We start from the raw sequence: 17331 nt of genomic DNA on the forward strand, positions 1-17331 counted from the left end.
TTTTTCTATGCTATATTTATGATAATCTGGGGATATTTTATTTTATCTCAGGATTCATCAGCACCGGCATTTATATATGAAGAGTTTTAATTGCTAAATGCCGTAAGTATATTTGCCTTCAGGTTTTAAAATAGTAAAATTTGGTGTATACTATCTCCTGTGAGGTGAGTAAAATGGGAAAGAATTTTTGGCATGAATATTTTTCAATACCTAATATAATGGGATATTTTAGAATTGTATTAGTGGCGGTATATATGGTTTTATTTTATAATTCTCTATCCGGAGGCCCATATATACCGGTTATTCTTACTATCGTGCTGTCAGGAATTACAGATTTTTTTGACGGGAAAATAGCAAGAAGATTTAATATGGTTACGGATTGGGGCAAAATGCTTGACCCCATTGCCGATAAAATTACCTTAGGTGCCATCATTTTAAGTCTTTCTTTTAAATATAAAATAGTTGTGGCTATGGTTGTTTTATATATTATAAAAGAAGGCTTTATGGCAGTTGCCGGTATTGTATCCATTAAAAAAGGTAACAAAATAGAGGGAGCTATGTGGTATGGTAAGGTTTGTACTTTCGGAACATATGTAATACTTATAACATTATTGCTGTTTCCAAATCTCAAACTTACTTTTGTAAATATATTGGTTTTTGTAAATATGGTTATAATGGTATTTACATTAGTTAATTATATTTTTTATTATCATAGGATTTTCAAAAGCTTCCATGTGGAAACTAACGGAAATATGGAAACTTTTTCTTGACAAACATGAAGTTTTAGTGTAGGATTATTTTTGCGTGATGCGAGGTATCACAAGCCTGGTTAGCTCAGTTGGTAGAGCAGAGGACTGAAAATCCTCGTGTCTCTGGTTCGATTCCGGAACCAGGCAGTGAATATGCGGGTGTAGTTCAGTGGTAGAACACCAGCCTTCCAAGCTGGATACGTGGGTTCGATTCCCATCACCCGCTTTTTTTGTACCCAAAAATAAAACCTTTATTAACGCTAGGAGCCGGCTATGAAATATTTATTAGTGGCAGTTAATGCCAAATATATACATTCAAATCTTGCAGTATACAGTCTTAAAACCTACGGTGAAAAATATGGATTATCCCGGGGTAGAGACAATGTAGAAATCGAAATCGCAGAGTATACCATAAACCAATACAAAGAAGAAATAATAAGAGACATATATATGAGAAAACCTGATGCCATAGGTTTTTCGTGTTATATATGGAACATAGTTTTAATTAAAGATGTTATAAAGGATTTTAAGAAAATCTGCCCTAATGTGAAAATATGGGTAGGAGGACCGGAAGTTTCCTACAATATGGAACAGGTACTTAGAGATAATGGAAGTATTGATTATGTAATGTATGGCGAGGGAGAGAAAATATTTAAGGAGGTAATAGAGGCATATAGCCGTAATTCCTTAGAAGAGAGCCTCTCCGATATAAAAGGTCTGGCGTACAGACAGGATGGAAACATTATAATTAATTCTCCTATGCCACTTATTGACATGTCCTCTATTCCTTTTACATATAATGATATGAAGGAGTTTGAAAATAAAATAATTTATTATGAAACCAGCAGGGGATGCCCGTTTTCCTGTAGTTATTGTTTGTCCTCAGTTGAGAAGAAATTAAGATTCAGGGACATTGACATTGTAAAAAAGGAACTTAAGTTTTTTATAGATAATAATACAAAGCAAGTTAAATTTGTTGACAGGACTTTTAACTGTAATCATAGTCATGCCATGGAAATATGGAAATTTATTAAGGAAAATGACAACGGCATTACCAATTTTCATTTTGAAATTGCAGCGGACATTATGACAAAAGAGGAAATAGAACTTATTTCAACTATGCGTCAGGGACTTATTCAGTTAGAAATCGGAGTTCAGTCAGTTAATTTAGACACATTGTCCGCAATAAACAGAAAAACAGCAATACAAAAAATTGCGGATGTTACAAAAAAGATAAAGTCCTATGGTAATATACATCAACATCTTGATTTAATAGCAGGACTTCCTTATGAAGATTATGAATCTTTTAAGCATTCTTTTAATGTAGTTTATGCCATGAAGCCCGACCAACTACAGTTAGGTTTCCTTAAGGTTCTTCACGGCTCGGAAATGGAGATGAGGGCATCAGAGTTTGGGATTGTTTACAGTGACAAACCACCTTATGAGGTTCTAAAAACTAAATGGATTGGATTTGATGAGATTTTAAAATTAAAGGCAGTGGAAAGTGTTGTGGAAATATACTACAACAGTTTTCAGTTCTCAAATACCATTAAATACTTGGAAAGCTGTTTTGAAAGTGCCTTTGATATGTTTTTTGAACTGGGAATGTTTTATAATGAAAAAAGCAGTAATGGTGAGAAGCATTCAAGAGTTGCCAGATACGAAATACTTCTTGAATTTATTAACAAATACCGTAAAAATACCGGTAAAAAATTGGGTATGTGGACAGATGAACTGTCATTTTCACAGCTTTTAACCATGGATTTTTATTTAAGGGAAAATGCAAAAAACAGACCGCCGTTTTCTCAGGATAATTCAAAGTATAAAAATATTATAAAGGACTTTTATAAGTCTGAAATGGCAAGGGAGAAGCTTCCCGGATACGAAGATTATGACAGCAGGCAGCTAGAGAGAATGACCCACATGGAAGTATTTAGCCTATGTGGGAAAAATATATATGTGCTGTTTGATTATGAAAACAGAAATGCATTAAGTAAAGAGGCAAAACTGCAAATAATTGATTTATAAGGATGAACTGATGATAAGAGATTATGTATGTGTGGATATAGAAACTACCGGAACTAACGTAGGATATTCAAAAATTTTGGAAATAGGTGCCGTCAAAGTGAGAAACGGCAAAAAAATTGATGTTTTTTCGGAGCTTATTAACCCTGAAATTCCGGTGCCGGGATATATTACTGACCTGACGGGAATAACCAATGATATGGTGTATGGCAAAAGAGGAATAGAGGAAATACTTCCTGAATTTATTGATTTTGCCGGGGACGACATTTTGTTAGGACATAATGTAAGATTTGATTACAGCTTTTTAAAACAGGGTGCCATTGACCTTAAACTGGATTTTGATAAAAAGGGAATGGATACGCTGAAAATTGCCAGAAAGGTTTTACCGGATTTAGAAAGCAGGGCTCTTGATTATCTTTGTACATATTATGGCATAAAGGATGAAAATCATCATCGTGCCTTTAATGATGCAGAGGTGACGGCAAAACTGTTTGAAATACTTATGGAGCAGTATGGGGAAAAATATCCGGAGATGTTTGAACCTTTTGATTTCAAGTTTAAGGTAAAAAAAATACAGCCTATAACGGACAAACAAAAGAAATATCTTACGGATTTAATGAAATATCATAACATACAGCCGGATTTTAATATTGATAGTCTTACAAAGAGTGAAGCATCTAAAAAAATAGACAAAATTATATCGGAAAAAGGCAAAATTTTATACTAGGAGAAAATAATCACTTGTGATATACTCATTAATTGTACAGGTAGGTGAATCTATAGAATAATAGTAAGTTTTGCGGTGAAATCTAAAAGGAGAAATTAAGATGGGATTTTTTAATAACAAAAGAAATCAGAGAATAATAGCTGGCACAATTGCAGTTCTTTTAGTGGCAGCTATGATAGTAACAACAGTTTTAAGTTTCTAGTATGTAGCAGAAGGCAGGTATTAATGGAAAACATTTCGGAGGGAAAAATGAAGTGGATTAAGCAATTAAGTTTATTGCTGATAACTTTAGTGTTATTAACAGGTTCGGTGCAGATATTTGCTGCTTCACAAAGCACGGAAGCTAAAGATGACGAAGTTATAAAAGAAGGTATCTTCATTGGCGATGTTAATGTTGGAAAATTAACATATAAGGAAGCCAAAAAGAAAATTCAGGATAGAGTTAAGGAACTCTCAGATGTTAAGGTAACTCTTAACGTAAACAAGAACATAATTGAAACAACTCTTAAGGAGTTAGGATATAAGTGGTCTAACAGTGAGGTTCTTGATGAAGCAGCAGGATTAGGTAAGTCCGGAAACGTTATAAAGAGATATAAGGACGAACTTGATTTAAAGAACGAGGGAATGAAGTACACTCTTAATATGGACTTTAAGAAAGAAAGTCTTAAAAAGAAGTTGAAAACAGAGTGTGACCCATATAACATAAAGGCGAAAAATGCATCCTTAGAGGCTACAGGTCATGGCTTTAAGATTATTCCTGAAAAGGAAGGATGTGTAGTTGACTATGATAAGTCAACAAATAATCTTTATGATTTTGTAATGAAAAAATGGGATAAAAAGTCTGACATTACGTTCGATACTGTAATACAGGTTTCAAAACCGGAGTATACAACAGAGGATTGCAAGAAGGTTTCTAACGAACCAATGGGCAGTTGGACTACATATTTTACAACCGGCGCTTCCTATGACAACAGAAACATGAACATTAAAAACGGTGCTGAAAAGTTAAACGGGAATGTTTTATATCCGGGAGAAAGCTTTTCATGTAATGAGCACCTTGTTCCATGGACTGAGGATAACGGATGGTATCCGGCAGGGACATATGTAGACGGTGGCGTCGCAGACAGCCTTGGAGGTGGAATCTGTCAGGTATCAAGTACATTATATAATGCATTACTTAGGGCGGAAATAAAGGTAACTAAGCGTTTCTCCCATTCAATGGCAGTTTCATATGTTGATTTGGCAGCAGATGCGGCTTTGGCCGGAGACTACAAGGATTTGGTGTTTGAAAATGATACTGACGCACCTATATATATTCAGGGTGTATACAGTTCAAGTGGTTCCATAACCTTTAATATTTACGGACATGACACAAGGAAGGCAAGTCATTCGGTTAAATACGAAAGTGAATTAGTTAGCACTACGCCGATTAAGACAGAGGAAAGAAAGGATCCGACACAGCCTGTAGGATATACTGAAACCAAGTCAGGACATACAGGATATGTTGCAAAGCTTTGGAAAATAACATATGAAAACGGAAAGGAAGTAAGCAAGGAATTACTTCACACTAGTACATATGCCATGTCTCCTTCAGTTACCATAATTGGTACTAAGGGTGGCGACTCAAAGGCGTCGGATGAACCGGAGACAAAAAAGTCAACAGACAAAAAAAAGACGAAAACAAAGAAAAGTGATGAATAAAGGCGGTAAATTATGCAAATGGGAAAAGTTTCTGAAATAACGTATAAACGTTCAGTGAAGAAGAAACTGTCATCTGATTTGGAGGGAACAGCTTTAGGAGTTGATGCCGCAGAATTATTATTAGAAGACACTACGGTCGTGGTGTCTTCTAATTGTATATTGAAGTGGTTTTCAGGCTGTGAGGAATATTATCTTCAAAAGACCATAAATATGTTATACGAAAAAGGTGGACAGCCTGAATATTTACAGTTAGAGATTAATATTCCTTTGGAATATGAGGAAAAAAAGTTAGGAAAAATCATTAAAAATTTTGATGATGCATCTAAGGCTAAGAATATAAATATTGCATACTGTAGAGTGTATAAAGGTGTAGTGGATGATGTTGTAGCTCACATAACAGTTTTGGGAAACAGAAATAATGATATTAAACTGATGGATAGAAGACTGGTAAAACCGGGAATGCAGGTAGTTATGGCAGGAACCATAGCAGTGGGAGGAACAGCAGTTATATCCTCACTTAAAAAGGATGAACTTCTTAAAAAATTCAATCCGGGCTTTGTGCAAAGGTGTGTTGAATTAAAAAAATATACAGATATTGAAAAAGTAATGAAAATCATTCCGAAAAATGATACAATAACTTTACATGCGGTTTCGGATGGGGGAGTTTTTTCGGCATTATGGGAATTAGCATCTTCAGCAGATATTGGCATTGAAGCTTATATTAAAAAAATACCTGTTATGCAGGAGACAATTGAGGTGGCGGAACTTTTCGGATATAACCCATATATGTTAGACGGAACAGGAGCACTTCTTATAGTATGCAATGAAGGTGAAAACATTGTGCAGGAACTTAATGCCAATGGAATAACTGCCGAAATTATTGGACAGTTAACAGACGGAAAAGACAGGGTTGTAATAAATAAAGAAGAGCGAAGATATTTAGAACCATCACGGGGTGATGAAATTTATAAGTATCTGTAAATTAATTTATAAAAATATATGATTTATGGAGAGGAGAATATATGAGGGAAGAAATATTAAGATTAATAGAAAAAAACAGTAAAATTGATATTCATGAAATTGCAATTTTGTTAGGTGTCAGCGAAGGAGAAGTGGCAAATGAAATTGCAGATATGGAAAAGGAAAAAGTTATTTGCGGTTATTACACTTTAATTGACTGGGAAAAAACCAGTGATGAAAGAGTTACTGCCCTTATTGAAGTAAAGGCTACGCCACAAAGAGGCAGCGGATTTGATGAAACAGCAGAGAGAATCTACAAATATGATGAGGTAAAGGCAGTTTACCTTATGTCAGGGGGATTTGACTTTACTGTTATAGTAGAAGAAAAGACCATGAAGGAAATTGCACAGTTTGTGTCCAGCAAACTTTCAACCCTTGATGCCATTCTTAATACGGCAACACATTTTGTCCTTAAAAAATATAAGGATTATGGAATGGTTTTAAATGAAAAAGAAAAAGATGAAAGGATGTTGGTGACACCGTAATGAGAGATCCGTTGTCAAATACAGTAAAAGAGATTAAGCCATCAGGTATTAGAAAGTTTTTTGATGTTGTCAGCGAAATGAAGGATGCCATATCCTTAGGAGTTGGAGAACCGGATTTTGATACACCGTGGCATATAAGAGAAGAGGGAATATACAGTCTTGAAAAGGGACGTACATTTTACACATCTAATGCGGGACTTAAGGAACTTCGTGTAGAGATTTGTAATTATCTGCAAAGAAGATTAGGACTTGAGTATCATTTTAATGATGAAATCATAGTAACTGTAGGTGGAAGCGAGGCAATAGATTTGGCTATAAGGGCAATGATAGATCCCGGTGATGAGGTCCTTGTGCCACAGCCAAGTTTTGTTTCATATATTCCATGTGTTCAATTGGCATATGGAAAGCCGGTACATATTGAATTAAAAGAAGAAAATAATTTTAAGCTTACTAAGGATGAGATTTTAGAAAAAATCACGGATAAAACTAAGCTACTTGTTTTACCTTTCCCAAACAATCCTACAGGTGCAACGTTAGACAGGAAAGACTTAGAGGAAATTGCAGAGGTATGTATTGATAAAGATATTTTTGTGCTTTCAGATGAAATATATTCAGAACTTACATATAACGGTGAACATGTTTCCATAGCGTGTATACCGGGAATGAGGGAAAGAACGGTGCTGATTAATGGCTTTTCAAAGGCTTATGCCATGACAGGCTGGAGATTAGGATATGCTGCAGCGCCTGCAGTAATTATGAAGCAAATGATAAAAATTCATCAGTTTGCCATTATGTCTGCACCTACTACCAGTCAGTATGCGGCAATTGAAGCAATGAAAAATGGTGACGAGGACGTAAAGCGTATGTGCGAGTCCTATAACCAGAGAAGAAGATTTGTGCTACATAGATTTAAAGAAATGGGGCTTGACTGTTTTGAGCCTTTTGGGGCATTTTATGCCTTCCCAAGCATAAAGAAATTCGGGATGACTTCCGATGAATTTGCTACAAGACTTCTTAAGGAAGAAAAGGTGGCTGTAGTTCCGGGAATTGCTTTCGGAGACTGTGGTGAGGGCTTTTTAAGAATCTCCTATGCATATTCCTTGGAAGATTTAAAGGAAGCACTAGGCAGATTGGAAAAATTTGTAATAAGAATTTCAGCTGAATAAACATACAGACATAATTGTTAAAGATTAATAAGGAAAAGAGGCTAAAATAATGAATGTTGTTTTGTTAGAACCGGAAATTCCACAGAATACGGGAAATATAGGAAGAACATGTTGTGCTACAGGTACAAAACTGCATCTTATAGAACCAATGGGATTCCGCATAAACGAAAAGTCACTTAAACGTGCAGGAATGGATTACTGGGAAAATTTAGATGTTACAATATATGACAGCTATAATGATTTTCTGGAACAAAATCCTAATGCAAAAATGTGGTATGCTACAACTAAAGCACCAAAGCGTTATACGGACGTGGAGTTTGGGACGGATGATTTTATAATGTTTGGGAAGGAAAGCGCAGGTATACCTGAAGAAATATTAGTAGATAATAAAGAGGGATGTATAAGGATACCTATGAATCCGGATATACGTTCTCTTAATCTTGCAAATTCAGTGTCGATTGTGCTGTATGAGGCACTGAGACAAAACGATTTTGCAGGTATGCAGATGGAGGGAGAGCTACATAGACTAAAGTGGATGTAGTTTACCATATATATCAAAAGAAAAGAGGGAGGATTTGACGATGTCAAACGAAAAAACAAACATCGGTGTTGAACCGGTGTATGATGCCAAGAAACTTGGAAACGGAAGAATGTTACTTTTAGGTTTCCAGCATATGTTTGCCATGTTTGGAGCTACTGTTTTAGTTCCTATCCTTACAGGACTTAACATGCAGACAACATTGCTTATGGCAGGACTTGGAACTTTATTGTTCCACGTATTTACAAAACTTAAGGTACCGGCATTCCTTGGTTCATCCTTTGCATTTTTAGGTGGTTATTCAGCTGTAACAGGTGCAAATAAAGCCTATGGAGTTGATACTCCTGCAGAGATGCTTCCATATGCATGTCTCGGTGTTGTATTTGCCGGATTATTGTATCTGGTACTGGCTCTTGTCATTAAGTTAGTAGGCGTAAAACGAGTAATGAAATTCTTCCCACCGGTAGTAACAGGACCAATTATTATTGCTATCGGATTATGTCTTGCACCATCAGCGTTAAACAATTGCGCAACATGCTGGCCACTTGCCATAATTGCCCTTGCAATTGTTATTTTCTTCAATATCTGGGGAAAGGGAATGGCAAAGATTGTTCCTATATTGTTAGGTGTTGTAGGTTCATACATTATTGCACTTATCCTTGGTAATGCAGCAGGACTAAGCTGGATTTCACCGGTGGATACAAAGGCAATTGCCGATGCAGCATGGTTTGGATGGCCAATTCATGTAAAACAGACAGTTTTCGGTGGAGTTGATTTTGGAAACACAGCAGCAATTATTTTTGCAATTACTACAATGATGCCTATTGCCATTGCTACAATGATGGAACATATTGGTGATATATGTGCAATTGGAGCTACATGTGAAGAGGACTTCATTAATGAACCGGGATTGCACAGAACATTAATGGGTGATGGACTTGCTACATCATTATCAGCATTATTTGGTGGACCTGCTAATACAACATATGGTGAAAACACGGGTGTTCTTGCTCTTTCAAGAGTATATGATCCAAGAGTGGTAAGAATAGCAGCATATCTTGCAATTCTTTTCTCATTCTCACCTAAATTCGCAGCTATTATTTCAGCTATGCCGGCAGGAATCGTTGGTGGTATTTCATTTATGCTTTATGGAATGATTTCAGCAATCGGTGTTAGAAACATGGTTGAAGCTCAGGTTGACTTTAAGAAGAGCAGAAATGTAATTGTTGCAGCTGTTATAGTTGTATGTGCCCTTGGTATTAAGTTCAGCTCAGGAATGGGTGCCGATGTATTAAGCGGCATTGACGGAGCAGTAGCATTAAATGTAGGAAGTGTTACAATCAGCCTTTCAGGTCTTGCTATTGCAGCTTTAGTTGGAATTATATTAAATGCAATGTTCCCTGACAAAGATGAGGTTAAAGGAATACAATAAATATAAATGTTTAACAACTCTTGTAGGGACAATATTTAATAACGAAAAATAGAATTCAACTTATTCCGTAAAAAAAATACGGAATAAGTTGAATTTTTTCGATGTTTATGTAAAATCTATTGAATTTATAATGGTAAAGAAATATAGTAACAAGCGTAATGGAGTAGCTACAGTGTCAGCATCCATAAGCGGACTCACGGTGGTCGGAGCCGGGTACTTTGGATTGATTACTACGCGAATTGGTGTAAAATAGTTCTAGAGGTATTATAATCAATTTAATATGGGTTGGCATATTTACTGTAAGTAAGCAATAAATATGAGGGGGAAAATCATGATAGAAATAATCAATAAGTACGGTGTATATGGTAAGTATATATTTTTAATATGCATGATTATCTGCATAATATTTTTTCTAAAGAAAAAAGGTATTATGTCAGAAAATAAATTTAAGCCTTTATCGACAATAATGATTTTAGGAATAATACTATTTGTAGGAGTTGGAATTACAGTTATAACGATTGCAACAATGAAGTTTATTGAATAGCTCTTAATACAGAAATAATACTGATGAAAGCTATGTGAAATACTTCGACTGTGCAACAGTAAAAAAGGCATCTGTCAGCAATGGCAGTTGCCTTTTTGTATTTTATGTAGTTATTTAAATCTGTTTATTGTTACTTCTCTTTTTTCAATATAAATAAGACCTTCGTCTTTCATTTTGCCAAGTTCCCTGCTCATGGCACTTCTGTCAATGGAAAGATAGTCAGCCAGAGAACTCATGGTAAATGGTATGGTAAAGGTGTTACTATTATTTTTTGAAGAGAGGGTTTCAAAATAGGTCATTAGTTTATCCCTTATTGAACGCTGGCTTACGGCTTCAAGATGTTCACAAATATCTTTTGTTTTATCTGAAACCATCATTAATATATTGCTTACAAGCTGGCTGTGATGCTGACATGATTTAATGCATCTTTTGACAATATGCTGATAATCGATGTACCTAATGGTACATTTTTTTGATGCTTCAAGAGTTATATTTTCGCGGTTGGCATGATAATAAAACATCTGACCAAACAAGTCCCCGGGTTTTAAATGCTCTAAAATGGTTTGGGAACCGTTGGAAAGACTATGTATTATGCAGGCTTCTCCTTCCTCCACAATTCCAATACCGGCATCCGGCTCATCAAAAAAGCAGATAATCTCGCCGGCGGAATAGCTTCTTGTGTAAGAATTAAAACATTTCAGCATTTCTGACTGTTCCGATTCTTTTATTCCATGAAATAAATTATGCTTTGTAGTGTTCATATAAACCCTCCCGATGTATATAATGATATACGAATTGCTTCATTGCTTCGCAATTTCCGCAATTCTGCAAATTTGTTTCCCTGTAGTGTAATAATGATATACGAATTGCTGCGTTGCTTCGCAACTTTCGCAATTCTCAATGTTTGTTTCCCTGTAGTATATATAATGATATACGAATTGCTGCGTTGCTTCGCAACTTTCGCAATTCTCCCCACATTCGGAATCCGCGAATTTTTCTTTCAGAAAAATTGCTACTTCCTCATGTGGGGGCGGAACACCAAAACACTAGTTTTTTTCTGCAAGCAGAAAAAACTGTATTTTGTGTTCCTTGTATATCATTATAGCTCTATTTGTTGCATTTGCAACAGAAAAATGCAATATATGGTATTACAATTTAAAATGTAAAGGGAAATACATTCCATTGATGGGTTTTCACCTTGTATAGTGAAAAAATGAGTGTTTCTACATAATAAAATATTTCTTTATCACCGTTGCAAAAAAAAAGATAAAGTGTTATATTATTCACAGTTAGTGAAAATGACGTTTTATGCGTGGTAGTGCGTCTTTTGACGAACATTCATATTGCAGAATTTCATAACTGAATTAATTATTATTTTATGGAGGTGCTATTATGGATGCGATTACATGCATAAAAACAAGAAGAAGCATCAGAAAGTTTAAGAGCGATAAGGTTTCCCCGGAAATCATAAAAGACATTGTACTTACTGCTTCATATGCTCCGTCTTGGAAGAACACTCAGACTACCCGCTATATTGCCATAACAGATCCGGAGATTAAAGATAGAATCTCAAAGGAATGCTGTGGGGCACACAATCAGGAAATTATTGATGGTGCACCTATGTTAGTAGCCACAATTATTGTGGACAAGCGTTCAGGATTTGAAAGGGATGGTAGTTATACCACTTCCCGGGAAGACAATTGGCAGGCCTTTGACAATGGAGTGGCAACCCAGACATTTTGTCTGGCAGCGCATGACAAAGGTTTAGGAACAGTTATCATGGGAATGTATGACATTGACAAGGCAGCAGAAATCTTAGATGTGCCTGAAGGACAGCTTCTTATGGCTTTGATTGCCATAGGGTATCCAGATGAGGATCCGGCGGTTCCTAAGAAAAAGACAGTCGAAGATTTACTAAAGTTTAGTTAGGTCATTCACTAAATATATTTTTAAGCTTTACATTTATTTTTAGGAGGAAAGACAGAGATGAGAGAAGAATGGACAGGTTTTAACAATGGCGCTTGGGCAAAAGAAGTCAACGTTAGAGATTTCATCCAGAAAAACTACACACCATATGATGGTGATGAGAGTTTCTTAGCAGGACCTACACAGAACACAACAGATTTATGGAACCAGGTGCTTGACCTTCAGAAGAAGGAAAGAGAAGCAGGCGGTGTTCTTGATATGGACACAAAGGTTGTTCAGACAATTACATCACATGGAGCAGGCTACTTAAATAAGGATAAGGAAACAATCGTTGGTTTCCAGACAGATAAGCCTTTCAAGAGAGGTTTACAGGTAAACGGTGGTATCCGTATGGCTATGAAGGCTTGTAGCGACAACGGATATGAAGTTGATCCTGAAGTAGTAGATTTCTACACAAACTACAGAAAGACACATAACGCAGGTGTATTTGACGCTTACACACCTGAAATCAGAACATGTAGAACAAACCACATCGTAACAGGTCTTCCTGATGCTTACGGACGTGGACGTATCATAGGTGACTACAGAAGAGTTGCATTATACGGTGTTGATACACTTATCGTAGATAAGGAAGCTCAGAAGGCAGCTACACCTACAGAAATGAGACCTGAAGTTGTTCGTGACAGAGAAGAATATTCAGAACAGATTAGAGCTCTTAAGGAATTAAAGGAATTAGGAAAGATTTACGGATTTGATATCTCAAGACCGGCTAAGAACGTACAGGAAGCTATTCAGTGGATGTACTTAGGATACTTAGCAGCTGTTAAGGAACAGAACGGTGCTGCAATGTCACTTGGTCGTACATCTACATTTATTGATATTTATGCTCAGAGAGACTTAGCAAACGGAACATTTACAGAAGAGCAGATTCAGGAATTCATTGATCACTTCATTATGAAGTTAAGATGCGTTAAGTTTGCAAGAACACCTGAATACAACCAGATTTTCGCTGGTGACCCTGTTTGGGTAACAGAATCACTTGGTGGTGTTGGTATTGACGGACGTCACATGGTTACAAAGACAACATTCAGATATCTTCATACATTAGAGAACCTTGGTGCAGCTCCAGAGCCAAACCTTACAGTTCTTTGGTCAACAAGATTACCTGAAGCATTTAAGAGATACTGTGCTAAGCTTTCAATCGAATACTCATCAATGCAGTATGAGAACGATGACCTTATGAGAGTATACAATGGTGATGACTACGGAATCGCTTGTTGTGTATCTTCAATGAGAATCGGTAAAGAAATGCAGTTCTTCGGAGCTAGAGCAAACCTTGCTAAATGTCTTCTTTACGCTATTAACGGTGGTGTTGATGAAAAGACAAAGGTACAGGTAGGACCTAAGTACAGACCAATCACATCAGAATATCTTGATTATGATGAGGTTATGGAAAGATATGAAGATATGATGAAATGGTTAGCAGGAGTATATGTAAATGCTCTTAACATCATTCATTATATGCATGATAAATATTCATACGAAAGAATCCAGATGGCATTACATGATGCACACGTTAAGAGATGGTTCGCAACAGGTGTTGCAGGACTTTCAGTAGTAGCTGACTCACTTTCAGCTATTAAGTATGCTAAGGTTAAAGCTATCAGAGACGAAGACGGAATTGTTGTTGATTACGAGACAGAGGGAGAGTTTCCTAAGTATGGTAACGATGATGACAGAGTTGACAGCCTTGCAGTAATGATCGTTGACAAGTTCATGGGTTACTTAAGACAGCACTTCACATACAGAGAAAGTATTCCTACACAGTCAATTCTTACTATTACATCAAACGTAACATATGGTAAGAACACAGGTAACACACCTGACGGAAGAAAGACAGGTGAGCCTTTCGCACCAGGTGCTAACCCACTTCATGGTAGAGATACTCACGGTGCAGTTTCATCACTTGCATCAGTAGCTAAGATTCCATTTGAAAATGCAAGAGATGGTATCTCAGATACATTTACAGTTATTCCTGACGCACTTGGAAAAGACTGTGAAGTATTTACAGGTGACCTCGATGCTGACGAACTTGGAATTGACATTGACGAGCTTATTAAATTACAGCAGTCATAATTAGAAATTAGAGAGAAGGAAAGATTAGGATGTCAACTGGAATTATTCATTCAACTGAAAGCTGTGGTACTGTAGATGGTCCTGGTGTAAGGTTCGTAATATTTTTTAAGGGATGTCCGATGAGATGTGCATATTGTCATAACCCGGATACCTGGACTATGGCCGGAGGAACGGAAATGACTGTTCAGGAACTCCTTGAGGAATATGATAAGAAAGCACCGTTCTATAAGACCGGAGGAATCACTGCCACTGGTGGAGAACCAATGGTTCAAATAGATTTCCTTACAGAACTGTTCACAGCAGCTCACAATAGAGGTATTAATACTTGTCTGGATACATCAGGTGTAACTTTTAGACCTGATGATCCGGAGTATTTGAAGAAAACTGATAAATTACTTGAAGTAACTGATTTAGTTATGCTGGATATTAAACATATTGATCCAATAGAACACATGAAGTTATGCAAGCAGCCAAATGATAATATTTTGGCATTTGCCAGGTATCTTAACAAAAAAGGTATAAAGATGTGGATAAGACACGTGGTTGTGCCTCACATAACATTAAATAAAGAGTATCTTTACAAATTAGGACTTTTTATTGGCAAGTTAGAGATGGTAAAAGCGTTGGACATTCTTCCGTATCATGATATGGCAAAGCCTAAATATGCTGAGCTTGGTATAGATTATCCGTTAAAGGATATTCAGCCGGCCACGAAAGAAATGGCAATAGCAGCAAAAAAGATTGTGTTGCAGGGATTTAAGGAATCCAGAATCGAGTTATTAAAAGAAAAAACAGGAGGTAATAAAGATGGCAGCAAGTGCAAAACAGATTGACAATTTAGTTTCATTAATAGATGGATATGCAGAGGAAGGCGGATATCATCTTAACGTTAACGTATTAGTAAGAGATACATTACTTGACGCTCAGAAGCACCCTGAAAAATATCCACAGCTTACAATTCGTGTATCAGGATATGCTGTAAACTTCATCAAGTTAACAAAAGAACAGCAGGATGATGTTATTCACAGAACATTCCACGCTAATCTGTAAGACGAAATTAACGGATATTGTTAATTCTTAATTTAAATATATAAATTAAAAGGCAACCACTATTGGAGTAACAACCATTAGTGGTTGCTTTTGTAACAAAAACTCATATTTAATGTACATAAAATATGAAATAATTGATGGTCAGGAGAAAGAACATGCATAACATAGTATCAAAGTTATTAATATATGGTGATATGCCTAAAGATTCTATATTAATGGAATTAAGCAGTATAATAAGAGAATTTAAAGGTGAAAATTATAAAAAAGACGAGATTATCACAAGAATTTATCATCAGGTAAAGAGAATATTGGAAGTATCAACAGATTACGGTTTTGATAGAAACTTATGGCATAATTATCTTACATATCTTCTGATTACAAATGAAAATCCATTTAGTCTTACATGCGAGAAAGTTGGGGCAAATGATGGTAGTGTAAACTATTTTGCCAAAAATGACTTTAAACAGTTTATGAAATTGTTTGATTATGATTTTAAACCAATGGAGGAAGAATTAGGAATAGATTGTTTTGAAAAGCTCCAGAATTATAAGGCAATTGGTAAGACTGAATTAATGTACAACAAAAATGTAAGCGAAAAAGTACAGAGTTTGAGCTTAAAGCTGGAAAATGCAAAGGATGAAAATGAATTCTTTGATTATGTTACTGAATTTTATAAGCAATATGGCGTAGGAATGTTTGGACTTAATAAAGCCTTCAGAATTAAGGATGGAGACGGTCCTTTAGAATTTCACGCAATTAATAATATGGACAAGGTAGTTTTAGATGATCTTGTTGGATATGAGATACAGAAGAAGAAATTAGTGGACAATACAGAAGCCTTTGTTCAGGGAAGAAAGACAAATAACTGTCTTCTTTTTGGCGATAGCGGTACAGGAAAATCTACAAGTATTAAGGCGATAGTCAATGAATATTACGAGCAGGGACTTAGAATGATAGAAATATACAAGCATCAGTTTAAGGATCTTTCTAACGTAATAGCAGCTATTAAAAACAGAAATTATAAATTTATTATATATATGGATGATTTGTCATTTGAAGATTTTGAAATAGAGTATAAGTTTTTAAAGGCAGTTATTGAAGGCGGCGTGGAAACAAAGCCGGAAAACATATTAATTTATGCTACATCCAACAGACGTCATTTAATAAAGGAAACATGGAATGACAGAAGTGATGTTCAGGTTGAAAACGGTATGCATAAGTCAGATACAATGGAAGAGAAACTTTCATTGGTACATAGATTTGGTGTTACAATTAACTATTCTAAACCAACGCAAAAAGAGTATTTTGAAATTGCCGTTGAATTGTGTAGAAGACTGGGTGTTAAATTGTCTGATGATGAAATAAAGGCAGAGGCAAACAAATGGGAGCTTAGCCATGGTGGAATATCAGGAAGAACAGCTCAACAGTTTGCTAATTATTTAGCGGGACAGCAATTATAAAATGGAGAATAATATGAACGTATACAAATTCGCAGAGGTGCCGGTGGGTATCGAGTTTAGGGGAAAATACTTTGAAAAGAAGAGCATGGAGTATTTAGCTGATGGTGAAACACCAAAATTTTGTATTTCAGTTAATTTGCAGGATTTGATGTATGAGCAGGAACATGCAGAAGATAATACAAGATATCCTCAGGATTATTTGGAGTACATTGCCATATATAGAAAGTTTTGCGAAAAAGTTTTAGATTATGGGGTGGTGTTATGCCATGGAAGTGTGGTAGAATATAAAGGCAACGCGTATATGTTTACGGCACCAAGTGGAACCGGTAAGTCCACCCATGCAAGACTTTGGCGGGAAAATTTTGGCGAAGA

At 36.0% G+C, this 17331-nt stretch carries 17 protein-coding genes, 2 tRNA genes and 1 pseudogene; 18 read left to right on the forward strand and 2 right to left on the reverse strand.

From position 1 onward, the window contains the following. Positions 1-173: 173 nt before the first annotated feature. Positions 174-770, forward strand: coding sequence for a CDP-alcohol phosphatidyltransferase family protein (locus tag Q5O30_RS02495; RefSeq protein WP_021952185.1), 597 nt, complete (start codon positions 174-176; stop codon positions 768-770). 53 nt (positions 771-823) lie between these two features. Then, positions 824-896 (forward strand) — tRNA-Phe (locus Q5O30_RS02500). On the opposite strand, the pseudogene Q5O30_RS11685 reads toward Q5O30_RS02500, so the two are convergent. Continuing rightward, positions 894-941 (reverse strand): annotated as a pseudogene (locus tag Q5O30_RS11685) (hypothetical protein); the annotation flags it as partial. The gene Q5O30_RS02500 and the pseudogene Q5O30_RS11685 sit on opposite strands and share 3 nt — an antisense overlap. Here Q5O30_RS11685 and Q5O30_RS02505 point away from each other — a divergent pair. From Q5O30_RS02505 to Q5O30_RS02555, 11 genes are all read left to right on the forward strand, one after another. After that, a tRNA-Gly gene (locus Q5O30_RS02505) sits at positions 905-975 on the forward strand. The pseudogene Q5O30_RS11685 and the gene Q5O30_RS02505 sit on opposite strands and share 37 nt — an antisense overlap. Positions 976-1022: 47 nt before the next feature. Beyond that, entirely contained in the window at positions 1023-2777 is a 1755-nt protein-coding gene (locus Q5O30_RS02510) for a B12-binding domain-containing radical SAM protein (protein WP_021952186.1), read from the forward strand. Next, positions 2767-3501, forward strand: coding sequence for a 3'-5' exonuclease (locus tag Q5O30_RS02515; RefSeq protein ID WP_302674537.1), 735 nt, complete (start codon positions 2767-2769; stop codon positions 3499-3501). Before Q5O30_RS02510 ends, Q5O30_RS02515 begins: the two co-directional genes overlap by 11 nt. 249 nt (positions 3502-3750) lie before the next feature. After that, the gene (locus Q5O30_RS02520; RefSeq protein ID WP_021952189.1) at positions 3751-5202 is read left to right on the forward strand and encodes a VanW family protein; all 1452 of its coding nucleotides are present in this window, start codon (positions 3751-3753) and stop codon (positions 5200-5202) included. Positions 5203-5256: 54 nt separating this feature from the next. Then, the gene (locus tag Q5O30_RS02525; RefSeq protein ID WP_302674538.1) at positions 5257-6183 is read left to right on the forward strand and encodes an AIR synthase-related protein; all 927 of its coding nucleotides are present in this window, start codon (positions 5257-5259) and stop codon (positions 6181-6183) included. 41 nt (positions 6184-6224) lie between these two features. Next, positions 6225-6707, forward strand: a complete 483-nt coding sequence (locus tag Q5O30_RS02530) for an Lrp/AsnC family transcriptional regulator (protein WP_021952191.1) — start codon at positions 6225-6227, stop codon at positions 6705-6707. Then, the gene (locus Q5O30_RS02535) at positions 6707-7873 is read left to right on the forward strand and encodes an aminotransferase class I/II-fold pyridoxal phosphate-dependent enzyme (RefSeq protein WP_021952192.1); all 1167 of its coding nucleotides are present in this window, start codon (positions 6707-6709) and stop codon (positions 7871-7873) included. The genes Q5O30_RS02530 and Q5O30_RS02535 overlap by 1 nt, the downstream gene beginning before the upstream one ends. Positions 7874-7922: 49 nt before the next feature. Next, a complete protein-coding gene (locus Q5O30_RS02540; protein WP_021952193.1) occupies positions 7923-8414 on the forward strand; it encodes a tRNA (cytidine(34)-2'-O)-methyltransferase in 492 nt (163 codons plus the stop codon). A 40-nt stretch (positions 8415-8454) separates the two neighbouring features. Further along, the gene (locus Q5O30_RS02545) at positions 8455-9843 is read left to right on the forward strand and encodes a uracil-xanthine permease family protein (protein WP_021952194.1); all 1389 of its coding nucleotides are present in this window, start codon (positions 8455-8457) and stop codon (positions 9841-9843) included. A gap of 88 nt (positions 9844-9931) precedes the next feature. Further along, entirely contained in the window at positions 9932-10096 is a 165-nt protein-coding gene (locus tag Q5O30_RS02550; protein ID WP_302624459.1) for a hypothetical protein, read from the forward strand. Between the two features lie 78 nt (positions 10097-10174). Then, positions 10175-10387, forward strand: coding sequence for a hypothetical protein (locus Q5O30_RS02555; protein WP_021952195.1), 213 nt, complete (start codon positions 10175-10177; stop codon positions 10385-10387). Positions 10388-10497: 110 nt separating this feature from the next. Here Q5O30_RS02555 and Q5O30_RS02560 read toward each other — a convergent pair whose 3' ends face one another. Further along, positions 10498-11148, reverse strand: a complete 651-nt coding sequence (locus tag Q5O30_RS02560; protein WP_021952196.1) for a Crp/Fnr family transcriptional regulator — start codon at positions 11146-11148, stop codon at positions 10498-10500. 631 nt (positions 11149-11779) lie between these two features. Here Q5O30_RS02560 and Q5O30_RS02565 point away from each other — a divergent pair. From Q5O30_RS02565 to Q5O30_RS02585, 5 genes are all read left to right on the forward strand, one after another. Next, positions 11780-12316, forward strand: a complete 537-nt coding sequence (locus tag Q5O30_RS02565; RefSeq protein WP_021952197.1) for a nitroreductase family protein — start codon at positions 11780-11782, stop codon at positions 12314-12316. Positions 12317-12373: 57 nt separating this feature from the next. After that, complete coding sequence (gene pflB / locus Q5O30_RS02570; protein WP_021952198.1) at positions 12374-14449, forward strand: formate C-acetyltransferase; 2076 nt, start codon at positions 12374-12376, stop codon at positions 14447-14449. Between the two features lie 29 nt (positions 14450-14478). After that, positions 14479-15282, forward strand: a complete 804-nt coding sequence (gene pflA, locus Q5O30_RS02575; protein ID WP_021952199.1) for a pyruvate formate-lyase-activating protein — start codon at positions 14479-14481, stop codon at positions 15280-15282. Further along, complete coding sequence (gene grcA3 / locus Q5O30_RS02580) at positions 15257-15499, forward strand: autonomous glycyl radical cofactor GrcA3 (protein ID WP_021952200.1); 243 nt, start codon at positions 15257-15259, stop codon at positions 15497-15499. Before pflA ends, grcA3 begins: the two co-directional genes overlap by 26 nt. A gap of 155 nt (positions 15500-15654) precedes the next feature. Beyond that, the gene (locus Q5O30_RS02585; RefSeq protein ID WP_021952201.1) at positions 15655-16959 is read left to right on the forward strand and encodes an ATP-binding protein; all 1305 of its coding nucleotides are present in this window, start codon (positions 15655-15657) and stop codon (positions 16957-16959) included. Positions 16960-17331: the final 372 nt, after the last annotated feature.

Origin of the sequence: Eubacterium sp. CAG:161, from assembly GCF_000432355.1 — a bacterium.
Lineage (GTDB): Bacteria > Bacillota > Clostridia > Lachnospirales > Lachnospiraceae > Eubacterium_G > Eubacterium_G segne.